The 24,319-nt window shown below is 57.3% G+C and carries 16 protein-coding genes; 15 read left to right on the forward strand and 1 reads right to left on the reverse strand.

Translation table 11 applies throughout. From position 1 onward, the window contains the following. Positions 1-105 precede the first annotated feature (105 nt). Together ftsH and ABGT73_RS04780 are read left to right on the forward strand one after the other, a co-directional pair. Positions 106-2,151: an ATP-dependent zinc metalloprotease FtsH gene (gene ftsH / locus ABGT73_RS04775; RefSeq protein WP_346670309.1), complete on the forward strand. Its 2,046-nt coding sequence runs from the start codon at positions 106-108 to the stop codon at positions 2,149-2,151. A 17-nt stretch (positions 2,152-2,168) separates the two neighbouring features. Then, positions 2,169-3,251 carry a hypothetical protein gene (locus ABGT73_RS04780; protein ID WP_346668674.1) on the forward strand — a complete coding sequence of 361 codons (1,083 nt, stop codon included), beginning with the start codon at positions 2,169-2,171 and terminating at the stop codon, positions 3,249-3,251. A 69-nt stretch (positions 3,252-3,320) separates the two neighbouring features. On the opposite strand, the gene ABGT73_RS04785 is transcribed toward ABGT73_RS04780, so the two are convergent. Beyond that, positions 3,321-4,283, reverse strand: a complete 963-nt coding sequence (locus tag ABGT73_RS04785) for an RluA family pseudouridine synthase (protein WP_346668675.1) — start codon at positions 4,281-4,283, stop codon at positions 3,321-3,323. Positions 4,284-4,382: 99 nt separating this feature from the next. Between ABGT73_RS04785 and ABGT73_RS04790 the strand changes: the two genes are divergently transcribed. The 13 genes from ABGT73_RS04790 to ileS all read left to right on the forward strand — a co-directional run bounded on the left by ABGT73_RS04790 (position 4,383) and on the right by ileS (position 24,277). Next, positions 4,383-5,117, forward strand: coding sequence for a JAB domain-containing protein (locus tag ABGT73_RS04790; protein ID WP_346668676.1), 735 nt, complete (start codon positions 4,383-4,385; stop codon positions 5,115-5,117). A 148-nt stretch (positions 5,118-5,265) separates the two neighbouring features. After that, entirely contained in the window at positions 5,266-7,305 is a 2,040-nt protein-coding gene (gene uvrB / locus ABGT73_RS04795) for an excinuclease ABC subunit UvrB (RefSeq protein WP_346668677.1), read from the forward strand. Further along, positions 7,302-10,202, forward strand: coding sequence for an excinuclease ABC subunit UvrA (gene uvrA, locus ABGT73_RS04800; RefSeq protein WP_346668678.1), 2,901 nt, complete (start codon positions 7,302-7,304; stop codon positions 10,200-10,202). The genes uvrB and uvrA overlap by 4 nt, the downstream gene beginning before the upstream one ends. Before the next feature lie 160 nt (positions 10,203-10,362). After that, positions 10,363-11,748, forward strand: a complete 1,386-nt coding sequence (gene miaB, locus ABGT73_RS04805) for a tRNA (N6-isopentenyl adenosine(37)-C2)-methylthiotransferase MiaB (RefSeq protein WP_346668679.1) — start codon at positions 10,363-10,365, stop codon at positions 11,746-11,748. A 25-nt stretch (positions 11,749-11,773) separates the two neighbouring features. Further along, positions 11,774-12,181 carry a YlbF family regulator gene (locus tag ABGT73_RS04810; protein WP_346668680.1) on the forward strand — a complete coding sequence of 136 codons (408 nt, stop codon included), beginning with the start codon at positions 11,774-11,776 and terminating at the stop codon, positions 12,179-12,181. Between the two features lie 47 nt (positions 12,182-12,228). Beyond that, positions 12,229-14,847 (forward strand): DNA mismatch repair protein MutS, encoded by a 2,619-nt coding sequence (gene mutS, locus ABGT73_RS04815; protein ID WP_346668681.1) that lies wholly within the window; start codon positions 12,229-12,231, stop codon positions 14,845-14,847. Between the two features lie 15 nt (positions 14,848-14,862). After that, entirely contained in the window at positions 14,863-16,920 is a 2,058-nt protein-coding gene (mutL, locus tag ABGT73_RS04820; RefSeq protein WP_346668682.1) for a DNA mismatch repair endonuclease MutL, read from the forward strand. Beyond that, positions 16,904-17,848, forward strand: a complete 945-nt coding sequence (miaA, locus tag ABGT73_RS04825; protein WP_346668683.1) for a tRNA (adenosine(37)-N6)-dimethylallyltransferase MiaA — start codon at positions 16,904-16,906, stop codon at positions 17,846-17,848. The genes mutL and miaA overlap by 17 nt, the downstream gene beginning before the upstream one ends. 23 nt (positions 17,849-17,871) lie before the next feature. Continuing rightward, the gene (locus tag ABGT73_RS04830; RefSeq protein ID WP_346668684.1) at positions 17,872-19,098 is read left to right on the forward strand and encodes an HlyD family efflux transporter periplasmic adaptor subunit; all 1,227 of its coding nucleotides are present in this window, start codon (positions 17,872-17,874) and stop codon (positions 19,096-19,098) included. Positions 19,099-19,219: 121 nt separating this feature from the next. Further along, on the forward strand, positions 19,220-19,669 hold the full coding sequence (locus ABGT73_RS04835; RefSeq protein ID WP_007046463.1) for a cell division protein SepF: 450 nt from the start codon (positions 19,220-19,222) through the stop codon (positions 19,667-19,669). Further along, positions 19,653-20,462 (forward strand): YlmH/Sll1252 family protein, encoded by an 810-nt coding sequence (locus ABGT73_RS04840; protein WP_346668685.1) that lies wholly within the window; start codon positions 19,653-19,655, stop codon positions 20,460-20,462. Before ABGT73_RS04835 ends, ABGT73_RS04840 begins: the two co-directional genes overlap by 17 nt. Positions 20,463-20,522: 60 nt before the next feature. Continuing rightward, positions 20,523-21,452, forward strand: coding sequence for a DivIVA domain-containing protein (locus ABGT73_RS04845; RefSeq protein WP_346668686.1), 930 nt, complete (start codon positions 20,523-20,525; stop codon positions 21,450-21,452). 50 nt (positions 21,453-21,502) lie between these two features. Beyond that, entirely contained in the window at positions 21,503-24,277 is a 2,775-nt protein-coding gene (ileS, locus tag ABGT73_RS04850; RefSeq protein ID WP_346668687.1) for an isoleucine--tRNA ligase, read from the forward strand. Positions 24,278-24,319: the final 42 nt, after the last annotated feature.

The following is a 24,319-nucleotide window of genomic DNA, read 5'->3' on the forward strand; positions in this document are numbered from 1 at the left end:
TGCCGGTTCGGGCGGCAAAATCACCCGGCGCAGCGGCGCTGGATAGGAGTTGATTTTTTGCAGCATAAACCTCGTTTCAGCGGCATCCTGGTGGTTGCCGTGCTCATGGTGTTGATTTTGTTCTTCGTCAGCTTGTCGCCGTTGCTGTCGGCTTCGGCTGCGAACCATATCAACTACTCAGAAATCTATTATTATTTTGAAAACCAGCAGGTTACCTCCTACCGTCTGGACATGGGAACCAATAAGCTGGAAATGTGGCTGAAGGAAGGCAAGATTGCCCTGCCGGATACCACGGTGCAGAGCGAAGATCAGCAGACCGGCGGCCTGCTCAACAATTTGGGCAACTCGGAGGATGAGGTGCTGCCGGCCAATGGTGGTACGGTGTATGTGGTTTATAAGCTGCCCTATGGCGTGGACTTCAACACCGGAAAAATTTCTGATTTTATCGATGCATATAATGAAGCAAATCCGGATGCACCGATGATTTTTGATTATGTGGCGGCAAAAACCAGTATTCCATGGCTGGAAATCATCTTCTATGTGGTGATGCTGGGCAGCCTCGGTATGCTGTTCATGTCGATGTACCGCGGCGGCGCTGGCGGCGGCATTATGAATGTGGGCCGCGCCAAGGTGAAAGACCAGCAGGAAAATCAGCGCAAGGCCACCTTCGCAGATGTGGCCGGCGCAGATGAGGAGAAAGCAGAGCTGCAGGAAGTGGTGGAATTCCTCAAAGCGCCCAGCAAGTTTAATTCCCTGGGCGCCCGGATTCCCCACGGCGTCTTGCTGGTGGGCCCTCCGGGTACCGGTAAAACCTTGCTGGCCCGTGCCTGTGCCGGTGAAGCGGGCGTACCGTTTTATGCGATTTCCGGCTCCGACTTTGTGGAGATGTATGTCGGTGTCGGTGCTTCCCGTGTGCGTGATCTGTTCGAAAAGGCCAAAAAGACCATGCCTTCCATTGTATTCATCGATGAGATCGATGCGGTCGGCCGCCAGCGCGGCGCCGGTCTGGGCGGCGGTCATGATGAGCGCGAGCAGACGCTGAACCAGCTGCTTGTGGAGATGGACGGCTTTGATGCCAATGACGGTGTGATCGTCATGGCGGCCACCAACCGGGCAGATATTCTGGATAAGGCTCTGCTTCGCCCCGGTCGTTTTGACCGGCAGGTCTATGTGGGGTTGCCCGATGTGAAAGGCCGTGAGGAAATCCTCAAGGTCCATACCAAAAACAAACCCTTGGGACCGGATGTGAGCCTGAAAACCATTGCCCGGTCGACGGCCGGCTTCTCCGGTGCCGACCTTGAAAACCTTGTGAACGAGGCGGCGCTGCTTGCAGCCCGCCGTGGCAAGAAAGCCATCACCGAGCCGGAGATCGAAGAAGCTTCCGTCAAGGTCATGATGGGCCCTGAGAAGAAGAGCCATGTTGTAACCGACGATGAGCGCCGCCTGGTGGCATACCACGAGACAGGCCATGCCATTACCGGGTATTTTGGCAAGCATCACGACCCGGTTCATCAGATCAGCATTATTTCCCGCGGTGGTGCGGGGGGGTACACCATGTACCTGCCCGAGAAAGATCCCAGTTATGTGACGAAAACCGCCATGTTCGAGAACATCGTTTCTCTGCTGGGCGGCCGTGTTGCCGAGCAGCTGGTTCTGGATGATATTTCGACGGGTGCATCCAGTGATCTGCAGCGCGCCACCGATACGGCTCGCGCTATGGTCACGCGGTACGGATTCTCGGAACGGATGGGACCTGTTGTGTATGGCAGCGATCCGGAACAGACTTTCCTGGGCCGTGATTTTGGGCAGGGAAAGGGATATTCCGAAGCGATTGCCTCGGAGATTGATAATGAGATCCGGGATATTGTGGATGAAGCGTATGAAACGGCACGGCGGTTGCTGACAGAGCACATGACGGAACTCCACAGAGTGGCCACCGTTTTGATGGAACGCGAAAAAATCAGCGGTGATGAATTCAGAACGCTGATGGAAGGGGGAACCCTTCCGCCGTTTGATCTGGGAAAAGGCGAGACAACAAAAGTTGCCGAACCGCAAGCGCCTGCGGCTGCCCCGGATCCCGTACAGGAAGAATCCCGTAAGCCCGATACTGCTGCCGAGCCGGACGCAGACCGACCGGACGCCCAAGAGTAAAAAGTAGGTGTTGGATCATGGATCAGAATTTTTCCCTGATGGCGCAATCCCGCGCCAATTATTACACGGCCGGCAGCCCGGTTCAGTTTGTTCGTGTGGAACTGCTGAAGGGGGATGTCACCGGTGAAGTTGCGGTATGTCTCACTTTCAAGAACGTCGGCACCGAGCCGCTGACCGGTCTGGTGGTTCATTTCAAATGCAAGGATGCCGCCGGCCAGGTGCTGTGCGAAGATGACTTTTACTACGAGCAGCTGGATGCCCAGCCGGGTGATGTTTTTGGCAGTGACGATGCTGTCTATGTCAGTGATACGCCGGTCTCCAGCGTGGAAGTGGAACAGGATCGTGCGTTCCTGAACGGACGCGGCGTGGACCTGCGCAACTACAAGCGTGTCCGTCTGCAGATGCCCCGTGTCCTGCCGGCATCCATCGCCAAAACGCTACAGCAGCGCACGGGCAACAGCATGCTGACCTGTGTCCCCCAGGATACGGAGTACGGCTGGTTCTGCGCCTGTGGTGCGTTCCATCCCAATGAGGAAAACTGCACCTATTGTTCGGAGTGCGGCGGTGACCGTGCCGGTATCAAGGCAACGCTGACCGCGATCCTGGAGGAGGCGCGCCGTGCTGCGGAGCGTCAGCAGCAGGAGATCAACTCGGTGGCAAATAACGTCGCACCGCAGCCTCAGCGTGCACCGGCCAGCAATCCCGCAGCCACAGCGGCGGCAGCCCAGGCTGCCATCGACCAGGCTGACGACGATTATGCCGAGGATGCCACCGCTACCTATGATCCGAAAGAATACGACGATCAGGACAATGCGGATATGGAGCGGGTCCGTCGTTATGCGCCCAAAGGTCATCTCTTTGACGATGAGGAAGATGACGACGAGGGTACGCAGATGTATGATACCGACGAACTAGATTACGACGATGAGGAGGACGAGGAGCCTCGCCGTAAAAAGCGCGGCCGTTATGCCGACGATGATGAGGCCAGTGAGGACGATGTGATGGCAGAACGGATCATCCATTGGGCTCCCCCCATCACGGCCATCGTCTGTGCGTTGATTATTGCCGTGTCTCTGGTGTATCATTTCGTCATTGCGTAAGGCAAAAAGCCCTTTCGGCACAATTGCAAAAGAAAACAGCCGCTGCCATTGGTTGGCAGCGGCTGTTTGTTATGCTTGGGACAAGCGGTCAAACAGTTTTACAATTTCGGGATGCTCCAGTTTGATGACCCGACCGGACAGATAGTGCAGGCTGTTCTCCGGCGGAATCCGCCCGAACGTCAGACGCTGGGCGCACAGCGCCTGGGTTTTCAGTCCGGTACGCTCATTCATCTTCCGGTTTCCGTATTTGATGTCCCCCAGGACGGGATGACCCAAGTAGGAAAGATGGGCGCGAATCTGATGTGTACGTCCGGTAATCAGACCGATCCGGCACAGGGCAAAAGGCCCGGACTGACGGATGACGGTCACTTCGGTGATGATCTGTTTGTAGCCTTCCGATTCCCGGGCGTGTATGCGGACCTTGTTGTTTTTCTCACTGTGCTGTAGCCAGGCAACATGACGGCCGATGGGAGGGGCGCCCACGGTGATGGTAAGGTATTCCTTTTTCATCAGATCGGTCCGGATGATCTCGTTCAGATCCCGCAGCGCCGGGTAGGATTTTGCGGCAAGAACCAGACCTTCGGTGCCGCGGTCCAGCCGGTTACACAAGGCGGGCGCAAAGCGCTGTTCCGCATGGGGATCATATTCACCCTTTGCCTCCAGATAGGCGGCAAAGGCATCCACCAGATTGGAATCCCCTGTGCGGTCACTGTGGCAGAGCAGATGGGCGGGCTTATAAAGTACGGCAAAATTTTGGTCCTCATATATGATCGTGACAGGGGGCTGGCGCCGCGGCGGTTTCGGTTTGGCGCCGACGGGATGGGCCGGGAAAAACTCATCGTTGATGTACATTTCCACAAGATCACCGGCAGAAAGCCGGGTATCCGGTTCGGCACGTTTCCCATTGACCTTGATGCGCTTGTTGCGGAAGGCTTTATACATCATGCTGCGCGGCAACTGATGCGTAACACTTTCCACAAAACGGCTCAGGCGGACACCGTTTTCGTTGGGGCCGGCGGTAAAACTTTTCATACGATCCTCGCTTGCTGAATTCCTACTTTGCAAAATGTTTTCTACAGTATATAATAAAATGGAGAAAAGGTAAAGGGAACGCCAGAAGGATGTGAAAGCATGGACCAAAACAAAGAACGTCCGTTGCATGAGAACCATCGGGCCCGGATGAAGGCCCGGGTGGAGCGGGACGGACTGGAGAGTTTGGCCGAACATGAGGCACTGGAATATCTGCTGTTTCTGGCGATACCGCGGAAAGATACCAATGAATTGGCTCACCGGCTGATTCAGCATTTTGGCGATTTCTGTAAAGTGATGGAAGCTTCTCCTGAAGAACTGAAACAGGTTCCGGGCATCGGAGAGAAAAGCGCACGGCTCATTTCCACCGTGACGGCATTCGGTCGGTATTATGCCCTGAAAAAGAGAAAGCACCGGGTGACACTCAACCATACGGATGCCGCGGTGGAATATGTGAAGCCGCTGTTTCTGGGACTTCAGAATGAACTTCTGTATCTGATTTTGCTGGATGACAAATGCTACCCGGTCCGTGACCTGCGCATTGCGGAAGGCGTACCCAATCGCGTGCACATCGATACGCGCAAACTTCTGCGGGATGTGGCGCGAACGGATGCCACTTGCGGTATCCTGGCCCACAATCACCCCACTGGTTTGCCGGTGCCCAGTGAGGCGGATGTGATTGCCACCATGGGGATCATGAGGGCATTGCAACCGCTGGGAGTCAGTGTGATTGATCATATTATTGTGGCGGGGGAGGATGCCTGTTCCATGCGGGCACGTGGATGTCTGCCGGAATATCGCGGAGACGGCGACATTCTGAACGCTGCCAGCAAATGATAGTTTACATGCCCTGCCGTCATCTGGCGGCGGGGTGCATTTTTAGCCGAAAGCTACACAAAATGTGAGCGATGGGACTTTACTTATAAAATGCCCTATGCTATAATCTGCATACAACAAAACGTTGTTAACGTAAGCGAGGTTTGTCATGGAGGAAGTTTTCCATCTGAAAGCACCGTTTCAGCCCACCGGCGATCAGCCGCAGGCAATCGAGGCCTTGGTGCAGGGGATTGAAGAAGGCGATGATGCACAGACGCTGCTGGGCGTGACCGGTTCCGGCAAGACCTTTACCATGGCCAATATCATTGCCCGCTGCAACCGTCCGACACTGATTCTGGAACCCAACAAAACCCTGGCAAGTCAGATCTGCACGGAGATGCGCAGCTTTTTCCCGGATGATGCGGTGGAATATTTTGTCTCCTACTACGATTACTATCAGCCGGAAGCCTACATCCCTTCTACGGATACCTACATTGAAAAGGACAGCGCTATCAATGACGAGATTGACCGTCTGCGCCATTCCGCCACGGCTGCCTTGTCGGAACAGCGCAACGTCATCATTGTGGCCAGCGTTTCATGCATCTATTCCCTGGGCGACCCCATCGATTACCGCAGCATGGTGATCAGCCTGCGGCCCGGGATGCAGATGGAGCGGGATGAACTGTGCAGCCGGCTCGTCAAATTGCAGTATGAGCGCAACGATATGAATTTTATCCGCAACAAGTTCCGTGTAAAAGGGGACACGGTGGATATTCATCTGGCCTACAACGACGAGTTTGCCATCCGGGTGGAATTCTTCGGCGACGAAGTGGACCGCATTATTGAGTTTGATCCCCTGACAGGGCAGCATAAAAATGTGGTACGCCATGTGGCCATTTTCCCGGCAAGCCATTATATCGTCGGCCCCGAAAAGATGAAAGAGGGGCTGGCCAAAATCGCTGTGGAGATGGAGGAACAGGTCAAGAAGTTTACGGCAGAGGGAAAATTGCTGGAAGCCCAGCGCATCCAGCAGCGGACCAGCTACGATATGGAAATGTTGCAGGAAGTGGGCATGTGCAAGGGAATCGAAAACTATTCCGCGGTGCTTTCCGGCCGTGCGCCGGGGTCCACGCCCACCACATTGCTGGACTATTTCCCTGATGATTTCCTTCTGATGGTGGATGAAAGCCATGTCATGCTGCCGCAGATCCGCGGCATGTATGGCGGAGATTACAGCCGCAAAAAAACGCTGGTGGAATATGGTTTCCGTCTGCCGTCCGCCTTTGACAACCGTCCTCTCCGCTTTGAGGAGTTTGAAAAAAAGGTACACCAGAAGATCTTTGTCTCGGCAACGCCGGGAGAGTATGAGCGTGAGCATTCCAGCCGTGTGGCAGAGCAGGTGATCCGGCCGACAGGTCTGTTGGATCCCCTGATTATGGTGCGCCCGGTGGAGGGGCAGATCGAGGACCTGCTGGGAGAAATCCGGCAGCGCATTGACCGTGGTGAGCGGGCACTGGTGACCACGCTGACCGTGAAGATGGCGGAGGACCTGACCGATTATCTGGAGGAACACGGCGTAAAGACCAAGTATATGCACCATGAGGTGGATACCTTTGAGCGGATGGAGATCATCAAGGATCTGCGATTGGGTGCCATCGATGTGATCGTGGGCATCAACCTGCTCCGGGAAGGTCTTGACCTGCCGGAAGTTTCCCTGATTGCGATTTTGGATGCCGACAAGGAAGGTTTCCTGCGCAGCGAGACCAGCCTGATCCAGACCATCGGCCGTGCTGCGCGCAATGCAAACGGCGTGGTGCTTATGTATGCCGATGAGGTTACACCCAGCATGGAACGCGCCATCATGGAGACGGAGCGCCGCCGCGCCATTCAGGATGCCTACAACCAGGAACATGGCATTACCCCCAAGACCATCGTCAAGGCCATTGGAGACGGGCTGGAAATCAGCATGAGCGAGGAAAACAAGCGGATGCGTCAGCACCGCATGAGCCGTGCCGAACGCCAGCAGACGATCGAGCGGTTGACCAAGGAAATGAAAGAGGCAGCCCGGCTGCTGCAGTTTGAACTGGCTGCCCAACTCCGCGATGAGATCGCACGGCTGCAGCGGGGGGAAGACCCCACCGCAGCGGACGCCAGTGAGCGGAAAGCGACCGCCAAGATACGCAAGGGCAGGAGGAAATATAAAAATTGAGTACTGCACCGAAAGAAACCAAGCGGAAATCCAAGATTCAAATTGACCCCAACAACCGCATTGTCATCAAGGGCGCCCGGGAGCACAATCTGAAGAATGTGAGCCTGGAACTGCCGCGCAACAAGCTGATCGTCATGACGGGGCTGTCGGGATCCGGCAAGTCCAGCCTGGCCTTTGATACGATTTTTGCGGACGGACAGCGCCGGTATATGGAGAGTCTCTCCAGCTACGCCCGGCAGTTCCTGGGACAGATGGAAAAACCGGATGTGGATGAGATCACGGGACTTTCCCCGGCCATCTCCATTGATCAGAAAACCACCAGCCACAACCCGCGTTCCACCGTGGGCACCGTTACCGAAATCTATGACTACCTGCGTCTGATGTACGCGCGGATCGGTGTGCCGCATTGCCCGATCTGCGGTCGGGAGATTACCCAGCAGTCCATTGACGAGATGGTGGACGAGGTGATGAAGCTGCCGGAACGTACCCGGTTCCAGGTACTGGCGCCAGTGGTCCGGGGGCGCAAGGGCACCCAGGCCAAGGAACTGGATGCGGCACGCCGCGCCGGTTTTGCCCGTGTCCGGATCGACGGGAACATGTATGATCTCAGCGAGGAGATCAGTCTGGAAAAGAATATCAAGCATACCGTGGAGATCGTGGTGGACCGCCTTGTCATCAATGATACGGTGCGCGGACGGCTGGCGGATTCTATCGAGACGGCTCTGGCCCAGACCGGCGGTCTGGTTCTGGTGGATGTGATCGGCGGCGAGCCCATGATGTTCAGCCAGAGCTATGCCTGCCCGGAGCACGGCGTTTCGGTGGAGGAACTGACGCCCCGGATGTTCAGCTTCAACAACCCCTTCGGCGCCTGCGAAAAGTGCACGGGCCTCGGCACTTTCATGAAGGTGGACCCCGCCCGTGTTATCCCGGATAAGCGCAAATCCATCCGGGAAAGCGCCATCAAAGCCAGTGGCTGGTACTATGCGGAGGGTTCCATCTCCGAGATGACCTATCGGGCCCTTGGCAAGCGGTACGGCTTTACACTGGATACACCCATCAAGGACTTCAGCAAGGAAGCCCTGCATGCGCTGCTGTACGGTACCGGCGAGGAGCGCATCGAGATGCAGCGGGAGAGCATGTTCGGTTCGGGCACCTATTACAACCAGTTTGAGGGCATCATTCCCAATCTGGAGCGGCGCTTCCGGGAGACGAGCAGCGAGTGGGTCAAGGAAGAAATTGCCCTGGTGATGTCCAGTGAGGAATGCCCCGCCTGCCATGGCCGCCGCCTGAAGCCCACGAGCCTGGCGGTGACGGTGGGCGGCATCAACATCGCGGATTTCTGTGATAAGAGCGTCAGTGAGGAACTGGAGTTCATCCGAAATGCCAAGGTCAGCGAACGGGATGAGATGATCGGTGCCCCCATTTTCAAGGAAGTCAAGGAACGTCTGGGTTTCCTGGAAAGTGTGGGCCTGGGCTATCTGACCCTGTCCCGGGGCGCTGCCTCCCTTTCGGGCGGCGAAAGCCAGCGCATTCGTCTTGCCACACAGATTGGCAGTGCGCTAACGGGCGTGTTGTATGTGCTGGATGAGCCCAGCATCGGTTTGCACCAGCGCGACAACGACAAGCTGATCGCCACGATGAAACGCCTGCGCGATCTGGGCAATACCCTGATCGTGGTGGAGCATGATGAAGACACCATGCGGCAGGCGGACTACATTGTGGATGTGGGACCGGGTGCCGGTGTCCACGGCGGTGAGATCGTGGCAGCGGGCAGTGTGGCCGATATCTGCAAGGTGAAGCGGAGCATTACCGGCGCCTATCTTTCGGGGCGCAAGTACGTGGAAGTGCCGGAAACCCGTCGGGAGGGGAACGGCAAGTACCTCCGGGTAGTCAAAGCCCATGAGAATAACCTGCAGAATATCACGGTAGACTTCCCGCTGGGGAAAATGATCTGCGTGACCGGTGTATCCGGCTCCGGCAAATCCACACTGGTGAATGAGATCCTCTACAAGACGCTGGCGGCAGCCCTGAACGGTGCCCGCAGCCGTCCCGGACAGTGCGAGGAAGTGCAGGGCATGGAATGGGTGGACAAGGTCATCGGTATTGATCAGTCGCCCATCGGGCGCACACCGCGCTCCAACCCCGCCACCTATACCGGCGTGTTTGGAGATATCCGCGCGCTGTTTGCCAGCACGCAGGATGCCAAGATGCGCGGGTACGGCCCGGGACGGTTCAGCTTCAACGTCAAGGGCGGCCGCTGTGAAGCCTGCGAGGGCGGCGGTATCCTGCAGATCGAGATGCATTTCCTGCCGGATATCTACGTGCCCTGTGATGTCTGCAAGGGCAAGCGGTACAACCGGGAAACGCTGGAAGTCAAGTACAAGGACAAGAACATCTCCGATGTGCTGGATATGACGGTGGAGGAAGCCTGCAACTTCTTCGCCAACATCCCCAAAATCGCCCGCAAGCTGCAGACGCTGCAGGAGGTCGGCCTTGGCTATATTCAGCTGGGGCAGGCTGCGACAACGCTGTCGGGCGGTGAAGCCCAGCGGGTGAAGCTGGCCAACGAACTGGCACGCCGCGGAACCGGGCAGACCGTGTATATTCTGGACGAACCCACCACCGGTCTGCATGTGGCCGATGTGCACCGTCTGGTCAAGGTGCTGGACAAACTGGTGGACGCGGGCAATACGGTGATCGTTATTGAGCACAATCTGGATGTGATCAAGCGCGCCGACTATATCATTGACTTGGGACCGGAAGGCGGCAGCGGCGGCGGCCGCATTGTGGCAACCGGTACGCCGGAAGAGGTGGCGGAAAACCCCAACTCCTTCACGGGACAGTATCTGAAACCCATGCTGGAACGGGCCCGGGAACTGCAGAAGAAAACGAAATAAGAGGCAGGGCGCCCGCCAGGCGGGCGCCCTTGCTTTTTGCAAGGGGACCACAGCATAGCGTGGTGGGAAGAAAAAGCGAAAACAAGCGCTTGTACTTTTGGAAGCAATTTGCTATACTATTACGGTATATTGGATTTGTGTGCCCTTAAGGAGAATTCTTTTGGAAAAACTGACTTATACTCACAACGACGAAGCCGCCCAGGTGCTGGCGGCTTATTACGAAACACCGCCGCTGGCCTATGTGCGCAGCTATGGCTGCCAGCAGAATGTCAACGACGGTGAAAAGATCCGCGGTGTACTGCAGGATGTGGGGTTCGGCATCTGCGATACGCTGGAAGATGCCGATCTGATCCTCTTCAATACCTGCGCCGTACGGGAACACGCGGAGCAGCGGGTCTTCGGCAACATCGGTGCGCTGAAGAAACTCAAGGAGCAGAATCCGCGGCTGATCATCGGTGTATGTGGCTGCATGGCCCAGCAGGCTCATATCGTGGAAAAACTGCGCCAGAGCTATCCTTATGTGGATCTTGTCTTTGGTGTGGACGGAATCGACCGTCTGCCGGCCATGCTGGAGGAACGTCTGCGCCGCGGCAAACGCTATCTGGAAAAGCCGGAACCGCGCAATGCCGTGGTGGAGGATATGCCGATCCGCCGCGATTCCGGCTTCCGCGCCTGGCTGCCCATCATGTACGGGTGCGACAATTTCTGCACCTATTGTATTGTACCCTATGTACGTGGCCGGGAACGCAGCCGGGAACCGGAGGCCATCCTGGCCGAGTTCCGGGATCTGGTCGCAAAGGGATACAAAGAAATTACGCTGCTGGGGCAGAATGTCAACAGCTATGGCAAAGGGCTGGAAAACGCCATCGATTTTGCCGACCTGCTGAATCTGCTCTGCGCCGTACCCGGGGACTATCAGATCCGGTTCATGACCAGCCATCCCAAGGATGCCAGCCGCAAACTGATCGACACCATTGCGGCACAGCCCCACCTGTGCAAGCACATTCATCTGCCGGTTCAGTCCGGCAGCGACCGGCTGCTCCAGCAGATGAACCGGCACTACACGGTGGAGCAGTACCTGGAACTGGTGGACTACGCCCGCAAAAAAATCCCGGGAGTGACCTTCTCCAGCGACATCATCGTGGGATTCCCCGGGGAAACCGAGGAAGATTTTGAGGCAACACTGGATCTTGTGCGCAAGGTCGGCTATATGCAGCTGTTTACCTTCATCTATTCCAAGCGCAACGGGACCCCGGCAGCCAAGATGCCCGATCCCACCACTCATGCGGAGAAGGCTGCCCGCATGGAACGGTTGCTGCGTACCCAGGATGAGATTGCGTTTTCCGCCATTGCCGCCATGGCCGGACAGACCGTGCGGGTGCTGGTGGAAGCGGCCGGGCGCACGCCCGGAACGGTGAACGGCCGTCTGGACAACAATCTGGTGGTGGAATTCCCCGCCGAAGAGACGCTGATCGGCCAGTGGGCGCAGGTGCATCTCACAGGATCCCGCGCTGCCCTTCTGACCGGCGAACTGGTCAGCGAATAAACAACATAATAAAGGAGTTACTAAAATGGATTGCATGGATTTGTTTAAGAAAGCGGCTGCGGCGATGCAGACCGATCCCCGTTACCTCGAACTGGACGCGGCGCGCCGTGCCAACGATGCCGACCAGGAACTGCAGGGCATGATCGGGGAGTTCAACCTGGCCCGGCTGGACCTCAACAACGAGAGCACCAAGGCGGAAACGGATGCCGCCCGGGTGGCGGAACTGAACAAGAAAATCAATGACCTGTATACCCAGATCATGGCCAGCGAGGGCATGGTCCGCTATACGGCTGCCAAGGCGGAGTGTGAAGCTATGGTCAGCTATATCGACGCCATTATCAACACTGCCATGAATGGCGGAGACCCCATGACTGTACAGCAGCCCTCCGGAAGCTGCACCGGCAGCTGTGCCACCTGCGGCGGATGCCACTAAAAAATACCCAAACCCAGGATTTATAAGAGATAACAGGAGTGTGAAACATGGCCGAACAAGCAGTATCGCCCATGATGAAGCAGTATTTTGAGATCAAGAAACAGCATCCCAACGAGATTCTGTTCTACCGTGTCGGCGATTTCTATGAGATGTTTTACGATGATGCCCTGACGGCTTCACGGGAACTGGAACTGACCCTGACCGGCAAAAGCTGCGGCAAAGAAGAGCGGGCCCCCATGTGCGGTGTCCCGTTCCACTCCTATGAGACCTATGTGGCCCGGCTGATCGCCAAGGGCTACAAGGTGGCCATCTGTGAGCAGATGGAGGACCCGGCGCTGGCCAAAGGACTGGTCAAGCGGGACATCATCCGGGTGGTCACGCCGGGCACCGTCATCGAGAGCAGCATGCTGGCGGAAGATAAGAACAACTATCTTTGCAGCATCTACTGCAAGCGGTGCCGCGGGCGCTGGCGCGCGGGCATCTGCTTTGCGGACATCTCCACCGGCGAGGCCCGGGCGACAGAACTCAATGCCGAGAAGATCGGCGGTGCCATCATCACGGAACTCTGTCGCTATATGCCCAGTGAAATCCTGATCTGCCCGCCCATGCTGGATTTCAAGGATGTGACCGCCTATATCAAACAGCACACCAATGCGCTGGTGGAACTGCGGGAGGAGTCCTGCTACAAGGACTCCCTGATGGAGGCTACGATGGCCGGGCAGTTTGGCGCCGACTGGCGAACCTCGCTGGGCTATGAGGAAGATGCGCTGGTACCCTACGCGGTGGCGGCCCTGCTCAACTATCTGCAGGAAACGCAGAAGCATGGCCTGGAGCGGATCAAGACCGTGGAAAACTATGCGGATGCGCAGTATATGCGTCTGTCCCCGGTGACACGGGCCAATCTGGAACTCACCGAAACGATGCGCGGCCGGGAAAAGCGTGGCACGCTGCTCTGGGTACTGGACAAGACCGAGACATCCATGGGCAAGCGGTTGCTGCGCTCCTGGATTGAGCAGCCACTTGTGGATGCCGAAGCCATCAATGCCCGGCTTTCCGCTGTGCAGGCACTGTATACGGCGAACATTGCCCGGGCTGATTTGAAGGAAGCGCTGTCCCATGTGTTCGATATCGAGCGCCTGACCACCCGCATCCTGTATGGCTCGGCGACGCCCCGGGAAGTGAAAGCGCTGGGGGATACCTGCGCCCGTCTGCCGGAAGTGAAGACACAGGCTGCGGCCTGCGGCGCGTCCCTTCTGACCCAGCTGGCTGATCAGATCGACCCGCTGGATGATCTGCTGCAGAAAATTACAGCTGCGCTGGTGGATGATCCCCCGGCCACGCTGAAGGACGGCGGTGCGATCCGTGCCGGGTACAACAGTGAAGTGGATGAGCTGCGGGACATCATGCACGGCGGCAAGGGATATCTTGCCAACCTGGAAGCGAAGCTCCGGGAAGAGACGGGCATCCCCAAGCTGAAAATCGGATTCAACAAGGTGTTCGGCTACTATATCGAGGTCAGCCGTTCCTATACCGATTCGGTACCCGACAGCTTTACCCGGAAGCAGACGCTGACAACGGGTGAACGCTACATCACTCCGGAACTGAAAGAACTGGAGAACAAGATCCTGGGCGCCAACGAACGGCTTCTTGTTCTGGAACATCAGCTCTTTGCTGATCTTCTGGCAGAGATTTCGGCGCAGGTTGTGCGCATTCAACGCACGGCCCTGGCTGTTGCCCAGCTGGATGTGCTGGCCGGATTTGCCGAGGTGGCGCTGCAGAACAACTACGTGCTGCCGGTGGTGGATCAGAGCGGCGTCATGGAAATCAAGGAAGGGCGGCATCCCGTTATCGAGCAGATGCTCAAGGGAACGCTGTTTGTGCCCAATGATACCCTGCTGGATGAAGCGGAAAACCGTATGCTTCTGATCACCGGCCCCAATATGGCCGGTAAATCCACCTATATGCGGCAGAATGCCCTGATTGCCCTGATGGCGCAGATCGGCTGCTTTGTCCCGGCGTCCAGTGCGCACATCGGTGTTGTGGATGCCATCTTTACCCGTGTGGGCGCTTCGGACGATCTGGCGGCAGGCCAGTCCACCTTTATGGTGGAGATGACCGAGGTGGCGGAGATTCTGCGCCATGCCAGCAAGAACAGCCTGGTGATTCTCGACGAGATCGGCCGGGGAACTTCCACCTTTGACGGTATGAGCATTGCTCGGGCTGTTGTGGAATATATCTGTGACAACATCGGATGCAAAACGCTTTTTGCCACCCACTACCATGAACTGACCAGCATGGACAAGGATATTTACGGCGTGAAGAATTATAACATCGCCGTGAAAAAACGGGGCGAGGATATTACCTTCCTGCGCCGCATCGTGGCTGGTCCGGCAGATGACAGTTATGGTATTGAGGTGGCCAAGCTGGCGGGACTTCCTTCCAGTGTAACCAAACGCGCGCATGCGGTACTTCGGCAGCTGGAGGCCAGTGCGCCGGGGCACAACCAGAGCATGCAGCTGGATTTTGAGACGGTGGAAGCCTACAACAATCCCACAGTGCCCAGCGAAGTGGTAGACAAGCTGCACAGCATTGACATTGAAACGCTGACGCCGCTGGAAGCGCTGAACTTCTTGTATGAACTGAAAAATGCATTGGACAAAAACTAAAGGCAGGTGAACGGCATGGCGGAAATCCGCGTACTGGACAAACATACCGCCGAATTGATCGCGGCGGGGGAAGTCGTGGAGCGCCCTGCGTCGGTTGCAAAGGAATTGCTGGAAAATTCCATCGACGCGGGGGCTACACAGATTACCCTGTCGGCGGTGCGCGGCGGCATTGCGCAGCTGCAGATTGTGGATAACGGCAGCGGCATTGAGGCTGAGTACATTGACAAGGCGTTTATCCGGCATGCCACCAGCAAGATTGCCACGGCGGAGGATCTCAGCCATATTCATACGCTGGGATTCCGCGGCGAGGCACTTGCTTCCATTGCCAGTGTGGCCAAGGTGGAGGTCCTGACGCGCACCGAGCAGGATGAATATGCCTGCTGTTACCGTATTGCGGGTGGCGAACCGCAGGGCATGGAGCCGGGGGCGCGCCCGGTGGGCACGACCATCACGGTGAATGAACTCTTTTATAATACCCCCGCTCGTATGAAGTTCCTCAAAAAGGATGCCAGCGAGGGCACCTACGTGGCGGAAACGGTGCTGCATGCGGCGCTGTCCCACCCGGAAATCAGCTTTCGCTTCATCAGGGAGGGCAAACAGCAGTTCATGACCCCCGGGGATGGGGAACTGCGCAGCGCCGTGTATGCGGTGATGGGCCGGGAGTTTGCCCGGGATCTGCTGCCGGTGGACGGCGGCAGCGGTGTGTATCACATCAAGGGACTGATTACCCCGCCGCGTGCCTGCCGTGCCAGCCGCGGCACGCAGCATTTCTTCGTGAACGGTCGGTATGTCAAGAACCGTACCATGATGGCTGCGCTGGAAAACGCTTATAAGGGCACCATGATGCAGGGAAAATTTCCTGGGGCGGTTCTGATGCTGGAGATGCCCGCCGATCTGGTGGATGTCAACGTTCATCCTGCCAAAACGGAAATCCGGTTCGCCCGGGAGAGCGATGTCTTTGACGCTGTCTACCGTGCTGTACGCATGGCGCTGACCACGCCGGGCAGCGGTGAGTGCCGCTTTGAAATGTCCCAGGAGGCGCCCGCCGGAAGACCCGCTTCCCCTGAAAGGGCGGCAGCGCGCCCCGCCACGCCGGAAAAATCCCGGTTTGCCACCCTTTCAGCGGCAGAATACCGGGCGCTGAACCGCTTGACGGACCCGGTCCCGGCCCGTCCGCTGCCGGGAATTGTGTCGGTGGAGTCCCCGGCACCCCACTATCAGGCTCCTTCGGCTGCACCGGTCAGAACGACTGAAACCTCCTATCGTCCCACGACGGAACAACAGGAGACGGTACTGGATATTCTGCCGGATCTGCCGGAGGAAAAGCCTGCACCTGCTGTTGCAGAACCGAAGAACCCGGAGACCATTCCGAGTGTGGAAGCCCACCGGGAACCGCCGGAGCCTCCCGCGCCGCAGCCGGAGCAGCAGACGATGCAGGCTTTGAGTGCTTTGCCCCGGGAACAGGAATCGCCGGAGCAGACCACCATGGTGCCTCCTGCGCCGCAGCCTCTTCGTCTGGTGGGGGAAGTGTTTAAAACCTACATTATCACCGAGCGGGAAGGGGAACTGTGCCTCATTGACAAGCATGCCGCCCACGAGCGCATTCTGTTTGAGAAGCTGGCCAAGGATTATGGCCATGTACCGGCGCAGATGCTGCTGGTGCCGGTGCAGGTCAATCTGACGGCTGCGGAAAAGCAGGCCCTGCTGCAGAATGCAGAGATGCTCAACGATGCCGGCCTGGAAGTGGAGGACTTCGGCGGCTCCACCGTGATGGTCCGGGCGGTTCCTGCGGACGTGCAGGTGGATGATGTGGAAGACATGGTGGTGGAACTGGCAGCCCGCTTTGTGGATGGCAGCCATGATGCCCTGCGGGAAAAGACCGAGTGGGTACTGCATTCCATCGCCTGCCGTGCAGCCATCAAGGCGGGGGACCGGACCAGCAATGCAGAGATGCTGGCATTGGCACAGCAGATCCTGGAAGGGGCGATCCCACCGTTCTGCCCCCACGGGCGGCCCTGCGTGCTGAAGATCACCCGGAAGGAGCTGGAAAAACAGTTTGGACGCCTTGTATGATTGTCCCCGTGTGGTGGCCATCGGAGGACCGACGGCTACCGGGAAAACGGCCCTCTCTGTGGCGCTGGCGCGTCAGTTCAACGGTGAGGTCATCAATGCCGACTCCATGCAGGTATACCGCGGTCTTTCTGTTGGTACGGCGAAGGCTACCGAAGAGGAACGTGCGGGTGTGTGCCATCACCTGTTGGATTTCCTGAACCCGGAAGAACCGTACAGCGTGGCTGAGTTCGTGGAGATGGCAGCGGGGCTCATTCCACAGATTACCGGCCGTGGACATCTGCCACTGGTGGTGGGGGGCACGGGACTGTATATCACCAGCCTTTTGCATGGCATTGCCTTTGCACCGCAGCGGTCAGACCCGGAACTCCGGGAAGAATTGCAGCAGGAAGCGGAGGAACAGGGGGCACAGGCGCTGTATGAGCGTCTGCGCCAGATCGACCCGGAATATGCTGCCAAGGTTCATCCCAATAATCTGCCGCGTGTCATTCGTGCGCTGGAAGTGTTCCGGCTTACCGGGCGGAAAATGAGTGAGGAACAGCGGCAGTCCAGACCGGAAACGCCGCCCTACCGTTCGCTTTGCCTTTGTCTGACCTACCGGGACCGCGCGGAACTTTACCGGCGGATTGATCTGCGGGTGGACAAAATGTTGGAACAGGGAATCCTGGGGGAGGCCGAAACGGTCTGGCTTCATAAGGCGGAGTACCGGACGGCGGCACAGGCCATCGGTTACAAAGAGTTCTTCCCTTACTTTGAAGGAACCCAGTCACTGGCGGCCTGTACAGCTGCTCTGAAGCAGGCGACCCGCCGGTATGCCAAGCGGCAGCTTACCTGGTTCCGCCACCAGAATGATGCCCGGTGGCTGTATGTGGATGAGGAGGACGCTTTCGGGCGTGCTGCCGAACTGATCCAGGACTTTTTGCAGAACTGAGCGGGGAAGGAGGCAAGGACTGCATGGAATCCAAAAAGGTACACACGGCTGGCCGTGTAGCAAAAGGTATCAGTCTTGCGCTGCTGGCGCTGGTTTCCCTGTATGTGATCCTGCAGTGCTTTGTGATCTTTCATCAATCCTATAAAACGGAAACGGCCATCGCCTACACCATGGCGGACAGTGTAACGCTGGACGGTGTGGTCTCCTTTGCCACCGTGCCGGTGGAGGGCAGCGGCAATCTTGGGTATCTGGTAAAGGACGGAGAGCGTGTGAGCAACGGCACGGTGGTGGCCGAATGTTATACCGATGATTCACAGGGGCTTTTGCGGGAACGGCTGGACCGCCTGGGCAGAACCATCGATCTGCTGAGTAAGTCGGAAAACTCCACCGGCAGTGATCTTTCCGTGCTGACCAATCAGACTCGGCAGGCGCTGTATAACCTGCTGGACAAACTGGATACGGCAGAGTACAGCGGCATTACCGATGCTGAGGATGACTTCCTGCTTGCCCAGAACCGGTTGCAGGTGAGCACCGGGCAGACAGGGAATTTCTCCCAGACGATCAGCACCTTGCAGGCCGAGTACGATGAGATCAATGCGCAGCTTGGCACGCTGCAGACAATCACAGCATCCACCAACGGATATTTCAGCAGTACAGAGGCGATGTCTCCCATTGTGACGGATCAGAATTCCTTGGACAGCGCATCGCCCACCGAATTGCAGCAGATGCTGGAAGCGGGATTCCCGGCCAGGGATACCGGATGTGCGGGCCAGATCGCCACGGGGTTCAGCTGGCGTTTTTATGCCGTCTGCGACCTGGAGACCGCCGAGCGGTTTGACGGCATTACCTCGGTGAAAATCAGCGTTCCGGGCAAGCAGAATACGCCTCTGGCGGCGACGCTTGTGGAAGTTACTCCGGACGAAGCGTCCGGCGTGGCAAAACTGGTGTTTGAATGCCAGACCATCAATGCGGAAATTCTGAGCTTCGGTCAGGAAACCGCTCAGATTGACATAAAGACGTATGAGGGAATCCGGATCAACAAGGAGGCCCTGCATATTGCGGACGGTGCGCGGGGCGTGTATGTTAAATATGGAAACCTGCAGCGCTTTTTGAAAATTACGACGCTGTATGAGGATGATAACTACATCCTGATTCCCGGCAACGGTGCCATCGGCACGGACAATGAGGTGCGCCTGTATGATGAAGTCATTGTGCAGGGAACCAATCTGCAGGACGGCAAGCTGTTGTAGCACAGAAACTGACCGTTTGATATTGACAATTCCCATAAAAAAGAAGATAATGTTTAATGTATATCGCTGTAACAGTTCCTGCACTTTCTAGGGTGCAGGTTCGATCAAAGGAGTAACGACGATGTCTATGTTTGACAGTTTGAAGAGTAAGCTGGGAATCGACCCGGAAGGGGATTCATATATCGACGATACCGAAGACGAAATTTTTGCCGGCGGCCAGGGGGCTGCCGCACAGAATTATTCTCAGGCTGAGGTCAAACAGCATAGCAACAAAGTGGTCAACATCAACGCAACCACCCAGCTGCAGGTTGTCCTGGTGAAGCCGGAACGGTTTGAAGATGCCTCGACGATCGCGGATCAGTTGAACGCCAAGCGTACGGTGGTTTTGAACCTGGAGTCCACCGGCAAGGAGGTCTCCCGCCGTCTGATCGATTTCCTGTCCGGCGTTGCCTATGCCAACAATGGGCAGATTAAGCGCGTGGCCACCAGTACCTTTATCATTACGCCCTACAATGTGGATATTATGGGCGATTTGATCGACGAACTGGAGAATAATGGCGTATTCTTCTGATCTGCCGGCCGCGCGGGGATTCATACCTCCGCAGAGCGATGAAGAACGGCGGCTGATGCGCCGGGTGGAAGAGCTGTGCCGGGTGGCCCGGGAGCGGGGTATTCCCCGTTACATGGGTTTCCTGTCGGACCGGGAGCAGGATCTGGCAAAAGCCGCCTGTCACAAAGCAGATTTTGCGGCAATACGATTCTGGGGAGGCTATGCCGGCGCCGAACGAAAGGTGCTTTGCCTGGAACCGCCGGAAAGCTGGCAGGAAGAGCCTGTGGCGTATCTTCGCATGACAGCAATGGGAGCCGGAGGGGACAGACTGCCAGGACATCGGGACTACCTGGGCTCCATTCTGGGGCTGGGGCTGGATCGTGTTTGTATCGGCGATCTTCTGGCCGATCCGGAGGATCCGAAGGTCTTCTATGCGGTGGTGCTGGCTGACAAGCAGGAATTCATTGCCTCCGAACTATCCAGTGCAGGACACTGTCCTGTGCGGGTGGAGACCTGTGATCGGCTTCCCTCGCACCTGGAGCAGGGAATAGAGAGAGAACTTAAGGAAGCAACGGTATCTTCCCTGCGGGCGGATGCCGTGCTGGCCGCGATGATGCATACCTCCCGCACCAGAGCCGCAGACTATATTGCAGCGGGGCGGGTGGAAATCAACCATCTGCCGCTGCGGGCTGCCCATGAGACCGTTTACGCCCACGATATCTTTACGGTGCGCGGTGTGGGCCGTTACCAGCTGGCCGAAATCGGCGGGAAAAGCCGGAAAGACCGCGTGTTTATATCCTTCTTTCAGTATTGAAGCGTGCAACGCTTTTGGCAGATCGCTGACCCCGGAAAGTCCGAAAACAGGAGGAAAATCATGATATCTTCTGAGGATGTCCGCCGCGTAACATTTGAAAAGTCTATGCGCGGCTATCGCTGCGATGACGTGGATGATTATCTCAAACAGGTTGCGGAAAGCATGGAAGAATTGTCGGCCAAGAACGACGATTTGCAGAAAAAACTGGTGGTGCTTGCGCAGCGCATTGATCAGTACCGCGCCGAGGAAGACACGCTTCGCACCACGATGATCAACGCCCAGCGTCTGGGCGAGAATGTGATCCGGGAAGCCAAGCAGAAGGCCGCGGAGATTATCCGTGCTGCCAATATGAAGGCGGAAGACCGGGAACAACGCGCCCGTGACGATGTGGAACTGGCCAAGCAGGAGATCGTCACGCTGAAAAGTGAGGCGGACAGTTTCAAGCGTTCGCTGATGGAGATGTACCGCAAGCACATCAACCTCATCAGCAAGCTGCCGGAATACAGAAAGCCCGAAGAGGAGGAGCCGGCTCCGGCCGAGCCGGACAAGCCGGCAGCGGAACCGGTACAGAGTGCTCCGGCGGAACCCGCCTACACGGAGCCCGCGCAGCCGGCGCAGACTGTGCCTCAGCCGGAAGCCAGTGCACCGCAGCAGGAGACGCACTACTATGAGCCGGCCGACGCACCGCAGAGCACTCCGGCTGCCGAGGCGGAAAAGGTGGATACGGTGGAGTTTGCCATTGCACCCCATCCTGAGGAACCGGAAGAAATTGCCGCCCCGACCCAGCCGGCACCGCAGCAGAATGATCTGCCGTTCCAGCCCGGCGCGGGATTGTATGATGAACCTTCGGTGGAAAAGCCTGCAAGGAAAACCAGAAAAACCAGCACGGGGAAGCGCGCTTCCCGCAAGACCAAGGCAGCTGCTGAACCGCAGGAGGAGCTTGCTTCTCCCGCGTTTGACAATTTTGAAGGCGTAGACTTTGACAGTTGAGCCTGCAGAGGCAGAACAGAATTTTTCTTGATAGAGGAGAGTAGGAAATCTTGCCGCAGAATTATAATGACACCATCCACAAGATGCAGACGCCCTTTGAGATGCGGGCCGGTCTGCCCAAGAAAGAGCCAAAAATGCTCGAGGACTGGGAGCAGAACCATGTCTATGAGCAGATGATCCGCAACAACGAGGGCAAACCCCGTTATATCCTGCACGATGGCCCTCCGTATGCCAACGGCAGCATTCACATGGGCACCGCGCTCAACAAAATCATCAAGGATATCATCATCCGGTATAAGAACATGTCCGGTTTCCAGGCCCCCTATGTGCCTGGTTACGATACCCACGGTCTGCCCATCGAACTGAAAGCGCTGGGTTCTCTGGGCGACAAGAAATCCGGCGTCTCCAAGCTGGAACTGCGCAAGATCTGCAAGGAGTTTGCCACCGAGCACATCGGTGTGATGAATGAACAGTTCAAACGCCTGGGTGTGCAGGGTGATTTTGAAAATCCCTACCTGACGCTGCGTCCCGAGTTCGAGGCGCGCCAGGTCGAGATTTTCGGCGAGATGGCGAAAAAGGGCTACATCTACAAGGGCATGAAGGCTGTGTACTGGTGCCCGGAGGACCGCACGGCGCTGGCAGAGGCGGAAATTGAGTACGCCGAGGATGAGTGCGATTCCATCTATGTGCGTTTCAAACTGACGGGCGATCCCAAGGGCGTGCTGGCCAAGCACAACATCCCGCTGGACAAGGCCTGGATCGTGATCTGGACCACCACGACCTGGACGCTGCCCGCCAACGTGGCTACCTGCCTGAACCCCGATATTGAGTATGCGTTCGTCAAGATCGGCGACGAGTACCATATCATGGCGGCAGAACTGGTCAAGACCACCATGGAATCCTGCCATATCGAGAATTACGAAGTCATGCCGGACACCGTTCACGGCGATGAGCTGGAACTGATGGAATACCAGCATCCCTTCCTGGACCGCACGGGTCTTGTGATCCTGGGCGATCATGTTACGCTGGAAGGCGGTACCGGCTGTGTCCACACCGCGCCCGGCCATGGTGTCGAGGACTTTGAGGTCTGCGTCAATCATTATCCCCAGCTGCCCATCGTGGTGCCTGTGGACGATGCGGGATGCTTGACGGAGGAAGCCGGCAAAGAGTTCGCCGGTCTGAAAGTCTGGGCGGCTAACAAGGTCATCCTGGAGCATATCAAGCAGTCCGGCCATCTGATGGGCGTACAGCATATCACTCACCAGTATCCCCATTGCTGGCGCTGCCATCATCCCATCATCTTCCGTGCTACCGAGCAGTGGTTCTGCTCCATCGACGCCTTCAAGGAAGATGTCTACAAGGCCATCGACAACGTGCACTGGCAGCCGGCCTGGGGCCATGACCGTATGACGGGCATGGTGCGCGACCGCAGCGACTGGTGCATCAGCCGTCAGCGTGTATGGGGCGTGCCCATCCCGGTGTTCTACTGCAAGAAGTGCGGCAAGTACCATATCACGGATGCCTCCATCAAAGCGGTTTCCGATCTGTTCCGCAAGGAAGGCAGCGACGCCTGGTACAAGTATGACGCCAACGAGATCATGCCCAAGACGGAGGTCTGTGAATGCGGCGCTTCCGACTGGGAAAAGGATCCCGATATCATGGACGTCTGGTTTGACTCCGGCTCCACCTGGAGCGCTGTCTGCCGGGAGCGTCCCGAACTGACCTGGCCCGTGAATATGTACATGGAGGGCGCCGATCAGTTCCGCGGCTGGTTCCAGTCCAGCCTGCTGACCTGTGTGGCCACCCAGGGCGTTGCGCCGTACCGGGAGGTGCTGTGCCATGGCTGGGTTGTGGATGCTCAGGGCAAGCAGATGCACAAGTCTGCCGGCAACGGCATGGAGCCTTCCGAGATCATCCGCGATTACGGCGCCGATATTATTCGCCTGTGGGTCGCCTCCAGCGACTACACCGTGGACGTGCGTGCCGGCAAGGAAATTTTCCGTCAGTTGTCGGAAGCCTACCGCAAGATGCGCAATACGGCCCGTTTCATGCTGGGCAACCTGAGCGACTTCGATCCCAACAAGGATGCCGTTGCGGACGATCAGCTGTATGAGATCGATCGCTGGGCGCTGGAAGCCTGCAATACGCTGACGGCGACCATGCGGGATGCCTACGATCATTACGATTTCTCCCGTGCCTATCACGCGCTGTACAATTTCTGCGTCATTGATATGTCCAACTTCTATATGGACGTTATCAAGGATCGCCTGTACTGTGCGGATGATCATGCCCGCCGCTGCGCGCAGACGGCTCTGTACCGCATCCTGGTGGACTTCACCAAGCTGCTGGCGCCCATCCTCTGCTTCACCAGCCAGGAAATCTGGAGCTATGTGCCCAAGATGCCCGGTATGAAGGACTATGTTGTCTTTGAGCAGATGCCCGAGGTAAAGCCCGCCGCCGGTGAGGACTTTACGGCCAAGTGGGATCGCATCATGGCAATCCGCGACGACGTGAAGAAGGTCCTGGAGCAGGCTCGTGCGGACAAACAGATCGGCTCTTCTCTGGAAGCGGCCCTGACGCTGTATTGCAACGAGGATGTCTACGCCTTCCTGAATGCGATTCCGATGGATGAACTCGCTGACCTCTTCATCGTGTCCCAGGTCCATCTGGAACAGGGTGAAGGCGGCGTGAAGGGCGTTGTGGAAGGCCTGGGTGTGCAGGCTGCGCATGCCGCAGGTACCAAGTGCCTGCGCTGCTGGAAGTATGATACTGCCGTCAACAATGACGGTCTGTGCCCGCGTTGCGCAAAGGTTCTGGGAATGTAATTTTACTTTCAGCGGTGCTTATATTCGTGTAAGCACCGCTGA

The organism is uncultured Subdoligranulum sp., assembly GCF_963931595.1.
Lineage (GTDB): Bacteria > Bacillota > Clostridia > Oscillospirales > Ruminococcaceae > Gemmiger.

Coding starts and splice junctions, on each gene's coding strand:
- ftsH (WP_346670309.1), top strand. CDS start 106: ATGGTGTTGATTTTGTTCTTCGTCAGCTTGTCGCCGTTGCTGTCGGCT.
- ABGT73_RS04780 (WP_346668674.1), top strand. CDS start 2,169: ATGGATCAGAATTTTTCCCTGATGGCGCAATCCCGCGCCAATTATTAC.
- ABGT73_RS04785 (WP_346668675.1), bottom strand. CDS start 4,283: ATGAAAAGTTTTACCGCCGGCCCCAACGAAAACGGTGTCCGCCTGAGC.
- ABGT73_RS04790 (WP_346668676.1), top strand. CDS start 4,383: ATGGACCAAAACAAAGAACGTCCGTTGCATGAGAACCATCGGGCCCGG.
- uvrB (WP_346668677.1), top strand. CDS start 5,266: ATGGAGGAAGTTTTCCATCTGAAAGCACCGTTTCAGCCCACCGGCGAT.
- ABGT73_RS04810 (WP_346668680.1), top strand. CDS start 11,774: ATGGATTGCATGGATTTGTTTAAGAAAGCGGCTGCGGCGATGCAGACC.
- mutS (WP_346668681.1), top strand. CDS start 12,229: ATGGCCGAACAAGCAGTATCGCCCATGATGAAGCAGTATTTTGAGATC.
- mutL (WP_346668682.1), top strand. CDS start 14,863: ATGGCGGAAATCCGCGTACTGGACAAACATACCGCCGAATTGATCGCG.
- ABGT73_RS04830 (WP_346668684.1), top strand. CDS start 17,872: ATGGAATCCAAAAAGGTACACACGGCTGGCCGTGTAGCAAAAGGTATC.
- ABGT73_RS04835 (WP_007046463.1), top strand. CDS start 19,220: ATGTCTATGTTTGACAGTTTGAAGAGTAAGCTGGGAATCGACCCGGAA.
- ABGT73_RS04840 (WP_346668685.1), top strand. CDS start 19,653: ATGGCGTATTCTTCTGATCTGCCGGCCGCGCGGGGATTCATACCTCCG.
- ABGT73_RS04845 (WP_346668686.1), top strand. CDS start 20,523: ATGATATCTTCTGAGGATGTCCGCCGCGTAACATTTGAAAAGTCTATG.